We start from the raw sequence: 13,657 nt of genomic DNA, 5'->3' as shown, positions 1-13,657 counted from the left end.
CCGCGGCACCGGCGCCGCAACCGGGTGGCCGGCGGGGGGCACCGCGCGTGGGAGCGACCGACGGCGCGCGGGCGCCCGACGCCGCCGACCCGGGCCGTCCCGCCCCACCCGAGGAATCAGGAGGCAGTCGCCCGGGCGGGCCCCACTAGACTCGTCCGGGCGCCCGCGCGGCGCCATCCCCTGGACGTCCCGGAAGGACCCTCTCGTGCTCCGCACCCACTCCGCCGGCTCCCTGCGAGCCGAGCACATCGGTACGACCGTCACCCTGACCGGGTGGGTGGACCGGCGGCGCGATCACGGCGGTGTGGCCTTCATCGACCTGCGCGACGCGAGCGGCATCGCCCAGGTCGTCATCCGGGACGAGCAGGTCGCGCACGGGCTGCGCAACGAGTACGTGCTGCAGGTCACGGGCGAGGTCGGGCGCCGGCCGGAGGGCAACGAGAACGCGCACCTCGCGACCGGCGAGGTCGAGGTCGTCGCGCGGGAGGTCGTCGTCCTCAACGAGTCGGCGCCGCTGCCGTTCCAGGTGTCGTCCGCGCTCGACGAGACGATCGGCGAGGAGGCGCGCCTCAAGCACCGCTACCTCGACCTGCGTCGTCCCGCCCCGGCGCGTGCGCTGCGGCTGCGCTCGCAGGCGAACCAGGCCGCACGCCGCGTGCTCGACGCCCAGGACTTCGTCGAGGTCGAGACCCCGACGCTGACGCGCTCGACCCCCGAGGGCGCCCGCGACTTCGTGGTGCCCGCGCGGCTCGCGCCCGGCTCGTGGTACGCGCTGCCGCAGTCCCCGCAGCTGTTCAAGCAGCTGCTCATGGTCGCGGGCCTCGAGCGGTACTACCAGATCGCGCGCTGCTACCGCGACGAGGACTTCCGCGCGGACCGGCAGCCCGAGTTCACGCAGCTCGACGTCGAGATGAGCTTCGTCGAGCAGGACGACGTCATCGCGCTCGGCGAGAAGATCCTCGTCGCGCTGTGGGAGCTCATCGGGTACACGATCCCGACGCCGATCCCGCGCATGACGTTCGCCGACGCGATGGCGCGGTACGGCTCCGACAAGCCGGACCTGCGCTTCGGGCTCGAGCTCGTCGAGCTGACCGAGTACTTCGCGGACACCCCGTTCCGCGTCTTCCAGGCGCCCTACGTCGGTGCGGTCGTCCAGCCGGGCGGCGCCGCGACGCCGCGTCGCGGGTTCGACGCGTGGCAGGAGTGGGCCAAGCAGCGCGGCGCCAAGGGCCTCGCGTACGTGACCGTGGGCGAGGACGGGGAGCTCGGCGGTCCCGTCGCCAAGAACCTGTCCGAGACCGAGCGCGCGGGCCTGGTCGCCGCCGTGGGTGCGAGCCCGGGGGACGCGGTCTTCTTCGCGGCGGGCACGGTGTCGGACGCGCGCGCGCTCCTTGGTGCGGCGCGGCTCGAGATCGGGCGGCGCGGCGGGCTCATCGACGAGGACGCGTGGAACTTCGTCTGGGTCGTCGACGCGCCGCTGTTCAAGCCCACGGGCGAGGACGACGACGTCGCGGTCGGCGAGGGCGCCTGGACCGCGGTGCACCACGCGTTCACGTCGCCGACGCCCGAGTGGCTCGACCGGTTCGAGGAGGACCCGGGCCAGGCGCTCGCGTACGCGTACGACATCGTGTGCAACGGCAACGAGATCGGCGGCGGGTCCATCCGTATCCACCGCCGCGACGTGCAGGAGCGCGTCTTCCGGATCATGGGGATCGGCGAGGAGGAGGCCCAGGAGAAGTTCGGCTTCCTGCTCGACGCGTTCCAGTTCGGTGCGCCCCCGCACGGCGGGATCGCGTTCGGCTGGGACCGGATCGTCGCGCTGCTCACGCGCTCGGAGTCGATCCGCGACGTCATCGCGTTCCCGAAGTCGGGCGGCGGCTACGACCCGCTGACCGGCGCGCCCGCACCGATCACCGCGGCCCAGCGCCGCGAGGCCGGCGTCGACGCGAAGCCGAAGGCCGCGCCGCCCGCGGAGTGAGCGGTCGCCGCGCCGGTCACCACCGGCGCGGCGGCTCCGCCAGCCCGGTGAGGCCGGTGTGCGGTGCGGTCGCGGGTTCGTCGAGCTCGGGGACGCCCGCCCACGCTCCCGGGCCGGCGTCCGTGTGCAGCCGCAGCGGACGCAGCGCGGCGGACCGCCGCCAGGCCCGCACGACGGCCCATCCGAGCGGGACCAGCACGAGCCCCAGCTGGAAGAACACCCAGCCGGCCGTGGCGCGCTCGAGCCCGGAGTCCGACCCCGCCGCCGCGAGGATCGCCGCGGCCCCGTACGCCGCCACGCACCCCCAGACGGTCGTCGCGGCACGCGCACGCCACCGCGCCCGCAGGTACGCGCCGCGGTCGACGGGGGCCGGGCGTATCATCCGTCGATCCTGACCCGCGTCGTCCGGCGCCCGGCAGGCCCACGCGGGTGACGCGTCGGGTCAGCCAGGCGCGGGTCGGGCGCCGGCGCGCGGGTCGTGAGGCCGACGCGACGCGAGGGTGACGCGCCGCGTCAGTGATCCAGGCCGACGCGCGCGTGCAGACGGCGCAGGAAGCCCGGGGCCCACCAGTTCGCGCGCCCGAGGATCGTCATCGTCGCCGGGACGAGCAGCAGGCGCACGACCGTCGCGTCGATGAGGACCGCGACCGCGAGGGCGAAGCCGACCTCCTTGATGACGAGGAGCTTGCCGGCCACGAAGCCCGCGAACACGACGATGATGATCGCCGCGGCCGAGGTGATGATGCGCCCCGAGCGCTGCAGCCCCAGGCGCACGGCCTCGTCGTTGGGCAGCCCGGCGTCGTGCAGCTCCTTGATCCGCGAGAGCAGGAACACCTCGTAGTCCATCGCGAGGCCGAACGCGAACGCCACGACCAGCGCGAGCACGTACGTCTCGATGCCGCCGGTCGACACGAAGCCGATGAGGCCGGACAGGTGCCCGTCCTGGAACACCCAGACGAGCACGCCCAGCGACGCCGCGATCGACAGCACGTTCGTCAGCAGCGCCTTGACCGGGATCACGACCGAGCCGGTCATCAGGAACAGCAGCACGAGGGTCGCGGCGGCGACGATGCCGGCGGCCCAGGGCAGGCGCTCGACGAGCGAGTCCGCGAAGTCCATCTGGCCCGCGGCCTGACCGGTGACGAGCACCGGGAAGTCGGCGTCGAGGTCGCGGATCTGGGTGACCACGCCGCGCGCGACCGCGTCGCCGGGATCGGTCGTGTCCGGCCGGACGCCGATGACGACGTGCGCGCCGCTCGGCGACGGCGGGTCGACGGCCGCGACGTCGTCGAGCTCGGCGATCGACGCGGCCCACGCCGTGGCGGCCTCGAGCGAGGTCTCGGCGACCACGACGACCCCCGGGGACGAGGCCGCGGGGTAGTCGTCGGCGAGCGCCTCGACGTACTCGCGCTGCGTCGTGCCCGTCGGGAGCAGCTGCGTCGTGGAGTTGCGCAGCTCGAGCTGCGTGAGCGGGAGCGCGAGCACCCCCAGCAGCACCACGGACCCGAGCATCACGAGCCACGGGTGGCGCTGCACCCGGGTCGCGAGCCGCGAGAACACGCCCTCCTCGGACTGCACGTCCGCGGTGCGGGCGAGCAGCCCCCGCAGCCCCGGGACGCGCGAGACGAGCCCGGGGCGCACGAGCCGGCGCCCGAACAGCACGAGCATCGCCGGCACGAGCGTGAGCGCCGTCGCGACGGCCACGACGATCACCGCGACACCCGCCGCACCGAACGCCCGCAGGATGTCGGGCCGGAACGCGAGCAGCCCCGCGATCGAGATCGCGACCGTCACCGCCGAGAACGCGACCGTGCGCCCCGCGGTCGACATCGTGCGGGTCAGGGCGGTCACGACCGCGCCGTCGCCGCGTCGCCGGCGCGCACCGGCCCCGCCGTCCTCGTCGACGAGGTGGTGCAGCTCCTCGCGGAACCGGGACACGATGAGCAGCCCGTAGTCGATCGAGAGCCCCAGGCCGAGGATCGTGACGACGTTGACGACTGACGAGTCGAGGTCGAGCACGTAGGAGAAGCCGAGCAGCGCGCCGAGCCCGCCCGCGATCGACGCGATCGCGCCGACCATCGGCATCGAGGCCGCGAGGAACCCGCCGAAGACGAGGACCATGATCACGAGCGCGACGGGCAGCGCGATCGTCTCGCCCGTCGCGAGGTCCTCCTCGACCTGGCTCGTGATCGCCTCGACGATGAGCGACGTCCCCCCGACGAGCCCGCTCGCCCCGGGGGAGACCGGCTCCAGCGCCGTGGGGACGCCGTCGAGCGTGCGCTCCACGGCGCCGAGCGCCTCGTCCTGCGCGACCTCGCCCAGCCCGGGCTCGAGCTCGACGACGACGAGGAAGCCGCTGCCGTCCTGGGCGATCAGCGGCGCCGCCGCCGGGTTCGCCGCGCCCTCCGGCAGGACCAGCGGGTCGATCACCGACGCGACGCCCTCGATGCCCGCGAGCTCCTCGTGCACCGGCGCGAGCGCCTCCGCGACCCCCTCCGTGGTGGGGTCCACGCCCCGCACGACCAGCGTCAGGCTCGCGCCGCGCTCGTCCGAGTCCTGCAGGATCTCGTTGGCGCGCGAGCTGTCCGAGCCGGGGACCGCGGGCTCGCCCGTCGAGAGCCGCTCGAACAGGTTCTCGCCCTGCACGCCCACCACGGCGAGGCCGAAGCCGAGCACCGTGAGGACGAGCCAGACGGCGACCGTGAGGCGGGGGTGGTGGGCGACCGCGCGGCCCAGGCTCTCGAACACGGCGTCAGCATCGCAGCAACGCGCGCGCGACCGCACACCGGACCCGTGCGCGGACGGCTCCCGCGGGTCCGGTGCGGGCCCGCCGCCGTCCCGGGGCTGTCGGCGACGGTGCGTAGGCTCGGCGCCATGGACCTGTTCGACGCGGTCAGCTCGACCGCGCAGGGGCTCCCGACGGTCTCCGCCGGCGCCCCTCTCGCGGTGCGCATGCGCCCGCGCACCCTCGCCGAGGTCGCCGGGCAGGCGCACCTGCTCGTCGCCGGCTCACCGCTGCGGCGCCTCGTCGAGCCCGGGGGAGAGGGCTCACGGCGTGCCGCCCCGAGCTCCGTGGTGCTGTGGGGGCCGCCCGGCACCGGCAAGACGACGCTCGCCTACCTCATCGCGGCGACGTCCGGGCGGCGCTTCGTCGAGCTGTCCGCGGTGACCGCGGGCGTCAAGGACGTCCGGGCCGTGATCGACGACGCCCGGCGCCGGCTCGCGGGGGACGGCAGCGAGACCGTCCTGTTCATCGACGAGGTGCACCGCTTCACCAAGGCCCAGCAGGACGCGCTGCTCCCGAGCGTCGAGAACCGCTGGGTCACGCTCGTCGCGGCGACCACCGAGAACCCGAGCTTCTCGGTGAACTCCCCGCTGCTGTCCCGTTCGCTCCTGCTGACCCTGCAACCGCTCGGTGTGGAAGACGTCCGCGCGCTCGTGCGCCGCGCCGTGCTCGACGAGCGCGGGCTCGGCGGCGCGGTCAGCCTCGACGAGGACGCCGAGGAGCACCTGCTGCGGCTCGCGGGCGGCGACGCGCGCAAGGCCCTGACGATCCTCGAGGCGGCGGCCGGCGCGGCGCTCGCGGACCACGACGAGCGGCCCGCGCCGCCTGCGCCGGACGCGGCGGCGCCCGCGGAGCCGGCAGCATCCGCCGCTGCGCCCGACGACTCCGCCGCGCCGGACGACGCCCGGGCCGAGGACGCCCAGCCCGAGGACGCCGAGGCCGGCGGCGCGGCGAACCCGCAGGCCGCAGCACCGCCCGCCGTCGTCGACCTCGCGACCGTCGAGCGCGCGATCGACGTCGCCGCGGTGCGCTACGACCGCGACGGCGACCAGCACTACGACGTCATCAGCGCATTCATCAAGTCGATGCGCGGCTCGGACGTCGACGCGTCGCTGCACTACCTCGCGCGCATGATCGCCGCCGGCGAGGACCCCCGCTTCATCGCCCGGCGCATCGTCATCGCCGCCGCGGAGGACGTCGGCATGGCCGACCCGAGCGCGCTGCAGACCGCCGTCGCCGCGGCCCAGGCCGTCGCGTTCATCGGCATGCCCGAGGCGCGCATCATCCTCGCGGAGGCCGTCGTGCACCTCGCCACCGCGCCGAAGTCGAACGCGGCGTACACGGGGATCGACGCGGCGCTCGCGGACGTGCGCGCGGGCCGGATCGGCTCGGTCCCCGAGCACCTGCGCGACGCGCACTACGCCGGCGCGAAGGAGCTCGGCCACGGCAGGGGCTACCGCTACGCGCACGACGCCCCGCACGCGGTCGCCGCGCAGCAGTACCTGCCCGACGAGCTCGTCGGGACGCGGTACTACACGCCGAGCGACCGCGGCTTCGAGCGGTCGGTGACCGAGCGCCTCGAACGGATCCGGGCGATCCTCGCGAGCGACGGCTGACCGCGGTTGGGAGCACCGCCGCGCACCCGCTAGTCTGTACAGGTTGCCCGGCGGGCGACGGCGTGGCGCGCTCCGGGAGACCGGGGGGACCGGGCCGTCCCGACGAGCCGGACGACCACCTGGGGCCTTAGCCGCACGTCCGACACGGGTCGCGCACCGAAGGTCGGCCCCACCCCGCCGGAGTCCTCCGCGTCGGGTGTGACGTCTACAACGACAGGAAGTACGTCTGTGAGCAGTGTGACCCGCTCGCGTCGCCAGGTGCGCCTCTCGCGCGCCCTCGGCCTCGCGCTGACGCCCAAGGCCGTCAAGCACTTCGAGAAGCGCCCCTACCCCCCGGGCGAGCACGGCCGCGCGCGCCGCCGGACCGAGTCCGACTACGCCGTCCGTCTCCGCGAGAAGCAGCGCCTGCGTGCGCAGTACGCGCTCCGCGAGAAGCAGCTCGCCCGTGCGTACGAGGACGCCCGCAAGGCCCCGGGCCTGACCGGTGAGGCCCTCGTCGAGAACCTCGAGACGCGTCTCGACGCGCTCGTCCTGCGTGCCGGCTTCGCCCGCACGATCCTCCAGGCCCGCCAGGTCGTCGTGCACCGCCACGTGCTCGTCGACGGCAAGATCGTGGACCGCCCGTCGTTCCGCGTGAAGCCGGGCCAGACCCTCCAGGTCAAGCCCAAGAGCCAGGCCACGGTGCCGTTCCAGGTCGCCGCCGCCGGTGCGCACCGCGACGTCCTGCCGGCCGTCCCGGGCTACCTCGACGTCCAGCTCGAGAAGCTGAGCGCCGTCCTGGTCCGTGCGCCCAAGCGCGCCGAGGTCCCCGTGACCTGCGAGGTCCAGCTCGTCGTCGAGTACTACGCGCGCTGACAGCCGCACGCATCGCAGCACCTCAGCGCCCCGCGCGTGCCGAAGTCGGCGCACGCGGGGCGCTGTGCTGTCCGGGTAGGGTTTCGCAGGTTCGGGCGCTCGCCCGACCACCACTGTTCGGGAGGGCCTCCATGTCGGTCGGAGACGTCGCAGGACTCGTCGCGGCGATCGCGTTCGTGCTGCTCGTCGGGGTCCTCGCGGTCCCGCTGGTCAAGCTCGGGCGGACCTTCGACCAGGCCAGCGCGTCGCTGCGCCAGATCACCGAGCACACGCTCCCGGTGATCGACGAGACGGCGACGGTGGTCGCGTCGACCAACAGCCAGCTCGAGCGCGTCGACACGATCACGACGTCCGCGGCCCAGGTGTCCGCGAACGTCTCGGCGCTCACGTCGCTGTTCGCCGCGACGGTCGGCGGCCCGATGATCAAGGTCGCCGCGTTCTCCTACGGCGTCCGCCGCGCGCTGTCCGGCCTGAGCGCGAGCGCGAAGGCGTCGAGGACCCGCTGATGCGGCGCCTGTTCTGGGTCGCCGTGGGCGCGACGGTGACTCTCGTGGCGGTGCGCCGCGCGCGCGACGTCGCGACCGGGTACCTGCCGGCCGGCACGGGGGAGGCGCTCGGCGTCGTGGACCAGGTGACGACCGCGGCCCGCACCGCGCGCGCCGAGTTCCTCGCGGGCCTCACGGAGCGCGAGGAGCAGCTCAAGCACGACCTCGTCGGCGACGTGGACGTGGACGTGGACGCGCTGCGCGACGAGCGGGCTCGTCGCCGCGAAACCGAGAACGCGGCGCCGGGAGCGTCGCCGCGCCGGGCCGCGCACCGCAGACCCGCGACCGAGGACCCGGACGACGCCGACGGGGACCTGCCCTACTCGTTCTACTGACGAGCACGCGCCGGCAGCGGAACACCCCGCCGCCCGCGCACGCTGAACCTGACAGCACCACCGCCGGTCGCGAGCCGGCACCGCCACACGACGAGCACCCGACGAGCACCGAGGACACCATGCGTACCGCCGAGATCCGCCAGCGCTGGCTCGACTACTTCGAGGGCCGCGGCCACACCGTCGTCCCGTCGGCCCCGCTCATCTCGCCCGACCCCTCGACGCTGTTCGTCATCGCGGGCATGGTGCCGTTCATCCCGTACATGCTCGGCGAGCAGACCGCGCCGTGGCCGCGCGCCACCAGCGTGCAGAAGTGCGTGCGCACGCTCGACATCGAAGAGGTCGGCAAGACGACCCGGCACGGCACGTTCTTCCAGATGAACGGCAACTTCTCGTTCGGGGACTACTTCAAGGAAGGCGCGATCACCTACGCGTGGGAGCTCGTCACGGGCTCCACCGCGGACGGCGGGTTCGGCTTCGACCCCGACACGATCTGGGTCACCGTCTACCACGACGACGACGAGGCGGCCGCGCTCTGGAAGCGCATCGCCGGCCTGCCCGACGAGCGCATCCAGCGCCGCGGGATGAAGGACAACTACTGGTCGACGGGCGCGCGCGGCCCGGCCGGCCCGTGCTCGGAGATCTACGTCGACCGCGGGCCGGAGTACGGCGCCGAGGGCGGTCCCGTGGTCGACGAGGACCGCTACATCGAGATCTGGAACCTCGTGTTCATGCAGTACGAGCGGGGTGACGGCGGCGGCAAGGAGGACTTCCCGATCCTCGGGGAGCTCCAGCAGAAGAACATCGACACCGGCATGGGGCTCGAGCGCGTCGCGTACCTGCTCCAGGGCGTCGACAACATGTACGAGATCGACGAGGTCTTCCCGGTCATCCAGGCGGCGCAGGAGCTCTCGGGGCGCCGCTACGGCGCGGACCGCGACGACGACGTGCGCATGCGCGTGGTCGCGGACCACGTCCGCAGCAGCCTCATGCTCATGGGCGACGGCGTGACGCCGTCCAACGAGGGCCGCGGCTACGTCCTGCGCCGCCTGCTGCGCCGCTCGGTGCGCGCGATGCGCCTGCTCGGCGTCGAGGACCTCGCGCTGCCGACGCTGCTCCCGGTGAGCAAGGACGCGATGAGCCCGTCCTACCCCGAGCTCGCGGAGCGGTTCGACCGCATCAGCACCGTCGCGTACGCCGAGGAGGACGCGTTCCGCCGCACGCTCGCGGCCGGCACGACGATCCTCGACACCGCGGTACGGACCGTGAAGACGCAGGCCGGGGCAGACGCCCCGGCGGCGACGCCGCTGCTGTCGGGCGAGCAGGCGTTCCAGCTGCACGACACCTACGGGTTCCCGATCGACCTCACGCTCGAGATGGCCGCCGAGCAGGGCGTCTCGGTGGACGAGACCGCGTTCCGCGCGCTCATGCAGGCCCAGCGCCAGCGTGCGCGCGCCGACGCCCTCGCGAAGCGGGCCGGACGCGCGGACACCGCGGCGTACCAGGAGCTGCACCAGACGCTGAGCAGCGAGCAGTCGGGCCCGGTCCAGTTCCTCGGCTACACCGACACCACGTCGCGCTCGCGCGTCGTGGGGCTCCTCGTCGACGGCGTGCCCGCCCCCGCGGCGACCGCGCCGGCCGACGTCGAGGTCGTCCTCGACCGCACGCCGTTCTACGCGGAGTCGGGCGGCCAGCTCGCGGACCAGGGCACGATCGTGCTCGACGGCGGTGCGCGCATCGAGGTCGACGACGTCCAGGCGCCCGTCAAGGGGCTCTCGGTGCACCACGGCCGCCTGGTCGACGGCACGGTCACGTTCGGCGAGGCCGGCACCGCGACGATCGACGTGCTCCGGCGCAAGGCGATCAGCCGCGCGCACACCGCGACCCACATGGTGCACAAGGCGCTGCGCGAGGCCCTCGGCGACACCGCGACGCAGGCCGGCTCCGAGAACGCCCCGAGCCGGATCCGGTTCGACTTCCGGTCGAGCGCCGCGGTGCCCGCCGGGGCGCTCTCCGAGATCGAGGAGCGCGTCAACACCCAGCTCGCGGAGGACCTCGACGTGACCGACGAGGTCATGCCGATCGCGGAGGCGCGCGCGCTCGGCGCGATGGCGCTGTTCGGCGAGAAGTACGGCGACCGGGTGCGGGTCGTCTCGATCGGCGGGGACTGGTCGCGTGAGCTGTGCGCCGGGACGCACGTGCGCCGCTCGGGTCAGCTCGGGCTCGTCACGCTGCTCGGCGAGTCGTCGATCGGTTCGGGCGTGCGGCGCGTCGACGCGCTCGTCGGCGACGGCGCGTACGGGTTCCAGGCGAAGGAGCACGCGCTCGTCGGGCAGCTCTCGGGCCTGCTCGGCGCGCGTCCCGACGAGCTCGGCGACCGCGTGTCGTCGCTGCTCACGCGCCTCAAGGAGTCGGAGAAGGAGCTCGCCGCGCTGCGCCAGGCCCAGGTCCTCGCCGGAGCCGGCGCCCTGGCGTCGGGCGCGAGCGAGGTGGGCGGCGTCCGCGTCGTCGCGCACGACGCCGGCGAGGTGTCCTCGGCCGACGACCTGCGCACGCTCGTGCTCGACGTCCGGGCCCGGCTCGGCGAGTCCGAGCCGGCCGTCGTCGCGGTCGGTGGGGTCGCCAAGGGCCGCCCGGTCGTGGTCGTCGCGACCAACGCCGCCGCGCGTGAGCGCGGGGTGCGGGCCGGTGCGCTCGTGAAGTCGGCGTCGGGCGTGCTCGGCGGCGGCGGCGGCGGCAAGGACGACCTCGCGCAGGGCGGCGGCACGGACGCGAGCCGCCTCGGTGCTGCGCTCGACGGCCTGCGGGCCGAGATCGGCGCGGCGGCCTGAGGTGCCGCCGGACACCGCCGCGCCGGTCACGCGCGGGAGCAGGCTCGGCGTGGACGTGGGCAGCGTGCGCGTCGGGCTCGCCGCGAGCGACCCCGACGGCCTGATCGCGACGCCGGTGGACACCGTGCCGCGCGACACCCGTCGCCCGGCCCCGGGAGCGCTCCCGGCGGACGTGCTGCGCATCGCGGCGGAGGCGGACGAGCGCGCTGCGGCTGTCGTGTATGTCGGACTCCCGCGACACCTCTCCGGGGCCGAAGGTGCCGCATCGGAGGCCGCACGCGCGTACGCTGTGGTGCTGGCGCAGGCCGTCGCACCCGTCCCGGTGCGGCTGGTCGACGAGCGGATGAGCACTGTGTCCGCCCATCAGGCGCTGCGCGCGTCCGGTCGGGCCGGGCGCAGCCACCGGCAGGTCGTCGACCAGGCGGCCGCGGTGGTGATCCTGCAGACCGCGCTGGACGCGGAGCGGGTCACGGGTGCACGGGCGGGAGAACGGGTCGACGCGGACCCGCCGGTGGTCGCGCGTGACGCGGGTGGCTGCGGGGACGGACGGACGAGACTGCAGGACGGTGCAGATGAGCGGCACGACGGACCGACGAGCCAGGGATCGGAGGGAAGAGAACGTGAGTGACCTCTTCCTCGGCGCACCGACGCAGCACGCGAGCGAGCCCGCCGCGTCGCGACGCGCCCGCCAGCGCGGCAAGGCCCGCAAGGCCAAGGAGCGCCGCAAGCGCCGCCGCCGCAGCATCGTCGTGATCGTCATGGCGCTGGCCCTCGTGCTCGGCGCCGGCTACGTCGTGTGGAGCGTCGTCGGGCCCATGCTGTCGAGCGGGGGCGGCGAGGAGACGGTCACCGACTTCCCCGGTCCCGGCAGCGGCGAGGTCCAGGTCGCGGTCGCCCAGGGCGACACGGGTGGAGCGATCGGCGAGAAGCTCGTGGACGCGGGCGTCGTCGCGACGACCAGCGCCTTCACCGCGGCGTTCACCGCCAATCCCGACGCCGCGAGCATCCAGCCCGGCACGTACACGCTCCAGCTCCAGATGAAGGCGAGCGACGCGGTCGCCGCGCTGCTCAACGTGGCCAACCGCGTGTCCCTCAAGGTCACGGTCGCGGAGGGCCTCTCGCGCGACGAGATCTTCACGCGAGTCAACGAGGTCACCGGGATCCCGGTCGCGGACCTCGAGGCCGCGGTTGCGGACCCGGCCGCCGGTCTCCCCGCCGAGGCGGGCGGCAACGCCGAGGGTTGGCTCTACCCCGCGACGTACCTGATCGAGCCAGGCGCGAACGCGGCGAGCGTCGTCAAGCAGATGGTCGACCAGACGGTCGGCGTCCTCACCGCGAAGCAGATCCCGCGCGAGCAGTGGCAGGACGTGCTCGTCCGCGCCTCGCTCGTCGAGCGCGAGGCACGCCGGGACGAGGACCGCGGCAAGATCGCGCAGGCGATCCAGAACCGGCTCGACAAGGACATGATCCTGCAGATCGACGCGTCGCTCGCGTACGGCCTCGGCAAGCCGGGGACCGGCCTGACGACGGCGGACAAGAGCGTCGAGAGCCCGTACAACCTCGAGATGAACACGGGCCTGCCGCCGACGCCCATCGCGTCCCCGGGTGAGAAGTCGATCGACGCGGTCCTCTCGCCGACGCCCGGCCCGTGGATCTTCTGGGTCGCGATCAACCTCGACACCGGCGAGACACTGTTCTCCGAGACCTACACCGAGCACCAGGAGAACGTCGCGCTCCTGCGGCAGTGGCAGAAGGACAACCCCACGTCGTGACGCACGTGCACGGAGCCGACGGCGGCGCCGGCCGCCGGGCGGCGGTGCTCGGCCACCCGGTCGCGCACTCGCTGTCACCGGTGCTGCACCGGGCCGCGTACGCGGCGCTGAGGCTCGACGGCTGGCGCTACGACCCGGTCGACGTGACCGAGGACGACCTCGCCGGGTTCGTCGGCGCGCTCGACGCGTCCTGGGCGGGCCTGAGCCTGACCATGCCGCTCAAGCAGACGGTGCTGCCGCTGCTGGACCACGTCGAGCCGCTCGCCGGCGTCGTCGGCGCGGTCAACACCGTGCTCGTGCAGCCCGCACGCGGGACCCCGGTGCTCACGGGAGCCAACACCGACGTCTACGGGCTCGTCACGGCGCTGGGCGAGGCGCTCGCCCCCGACGCACCGGCGCCGCGGCGGACCGCGGCGGTGCTCGGCGGCGGGGCCACGGCCGCGTCCACGCTCGCGGCGCTCGCCCAGCTCGGCTGCACGACACCGGTCGTCTACGTCCGCTCGCTCGCGCGCGCCGGGGCGCTCATGCGGGCCGCGCACCGGATGGGGGTCGAGCCGCGATACGCGCTGCTGGACGCCGCCCCGCGCGAGGTCCCCGGCGCCGACGTCGTCGTCTCGACGTTGCCCAACCGGGCCGCGGACGGCCTCGCGGCCGAGCTCGACGGCGCGGCGGTCAACGGCGTGCTGCTCGACGTCGCGTACGACCCGCGTCCGACGGCGCTGTCCGTCGCCTGGCAGCGGGCCGGCGGCGCCGTGGTCGGGGGAGAGCGGATGCTGCTCCACCAGGCGGTCGAGCAGGTCCGACTCATGACCGGTCTCGCGGGTCCCGTCGCGGCGATGGACGAGGCGCTGCAGGCGGCGCTCGGCGCGCCGGTGCACGGCGCCGCTCCCTCGAACGGCTGACCGGCCCACCTTCGTCACACGTTCGGCCGCACGGACTCCTC

Annotated in this window: 11 protein-coding genes; 9 read left to right on the top strand and 2 right to left on the bottom strand. The window is 74.4% G+C overall.

Annotation, left to right across the window (positions count from 1 at the left end):
- Positions 1-205 precede the first annotated feature (205 nt).
- The gene (gene aspS, locus NXY84_RS11280; RefSeq protein ID WP_258723203.1) at positions 206-1,978 is read left to right on the top strand and encodes an aspartate--tRNA ligase; all 1,773 of its coding nucleotides are present in this window, start codon (positions 206-208) and stop codon (positions 1,976-1,978) included.
- Between the two features lie 16 nt (positions 1,979-1,994).
- On the opposite strand, the gene NXY84_RS11275 is transcribed toward aspS, so the two are convergent.
- Together NXY84_RS11275 and NXY84_RS11270 are read right to left on the bottom strand one after the other, a co-directional pair.
- A complete protein-coding gene (locus NXY84_RS11275; protein WP_258723202.1) occupies positions 1,995-2,360 on the bottom strand; it encodes a hypothetical protein in 366 nt (121 codons plus the stop codon).
- Between the two features lie 131 nt (positions 2,361-2,491).
- Entirely contained in the window at positions 2,492-4,726 is a 2,235-nt protein-coding gene (locus NXY84_RS11270; RefSeq protein ID WP_258723201.1) for an MMPL family transporter, read from the bottom strand.
- Between the two features lie 126 nt (positions 4,727-4,852).
- On the opposite strand from NXY84_RS11270, the gene NXY84_RS11265 reads away from it, so the two are divergent.
- The 8 genes from NXY84_RS11265 to NXY84_RS11230 all read left to right on the top strand — a co-directional run bounded on the left by NXY84_RS11265 (position 4,853) and on the right by NXY84_RS11230 (position 13,616).
- A complete protein-coding gene (locus NXY84_RS11265; RefSeq protein ID WP_258723200.1) occupies positions 4,853-6,379 on the top strand; it encodes a replication-associated recombination protein A in 1,527 nt (508 codons plus the stop codon).
- Positions 6,380-6,607: 228 nt separating this feature from the next.
- A complete protein-coding gene (gene rpsD, locus NXY84_RS11260) occupies positions 6,608-7,234 on the top strand; it encodes a 30S ribosomal protein S4 (RefSeq protein WP_183294785.1) in 627 nt (208 codons plus the stop codon).
- A 131-nt stretch (positions 7,235-7,365) separates the two neighbouring features.
- Complete coding sequence (locus NXY84_RS11255) at positions 7,366-7,740, top strand: DUF948 domain-containing protein (protein WP_258723199.1); 375 nt, start codon at positions 7,366-7,368, stop codon at positions 7,738-7,740.
- On the top strand, positions 7,740-8,114 hold the full coding sequence (locus NXY84_RS11250) for a hypothetical protein (RefSeq protein WP_258723198.1): 375 nt from the start codon (positions 7,740-7,742) through the stop codon (positions 8,112-8,114). The genes NXY84_RS11255 and NXY84_RS11250 overlap by 1 nt, the downstream gene beginning before the upstream one ends.
- 119 nt (positions 8,115-8,233) lie before the next feature.
- On the top strand, positions 8,234-10,942 hold the full coding sequence (gene alaS, locus NXY84_RS11245) for an alanine--tRNA ligase (protein WP_258723197.1): 2,709 nt from the start codon (positions 8,234-8,236) through the stop codon (positions 10,940-10,942).
- A 1-nt stretch (position 10,943) separates the two neighbouring features.
- Positions 10,944-11,570, top strand: coding sequence for a Holliday junction resolvase RuvX (ruvX, locus tag NXY84_RS11240; protein ID WP_258723196.1), 627 nt, complete (start codon positions 10,944-10,946; stop codon positions 11,568-11,570).
- Positions 11,563-12,714 (top strand): endolytic transglycosylase MltG, encoded by a 1,152-nt coding sequence (gene mltG, locus NXY84_RS11235; protein WP_258723195.1) that lies wholly within the window; start codon positions 11,563-11,565, stop codon positions 12,712-12,714. Before ruvX ends, mltG begins: the two co-directional genes overlap by 8 nt.
- Complete coding sequence (locus tag NXY84_RS11230; protein WP_258723194.1) at positions 12,711-13,616, top strand: shikimate dehydrogenase; 906 nt, start codon at positions 12,711-12,713, stop codon at positions 13,614-13,616. The genes mltG and NXY84_RS11230 overlap by 4 nt, the downstream gene beginning before the upstream one ends.
- Positions 13,617-13,657 lie beyond the last annotated feature (41 nt).

This window comes from Cellulomonas sp. NS3 (assembly GCF_024757985.1).
Classification (GTDB): domain Bacteria; phylum Actinomycetota; class Actinomycetes; order Actinomycetales; family Cellulomonadaceae; genus Cellulomonas_A.
This window is presented reverse-complemented; position numbering and strand designations above follow the sequence as displayed.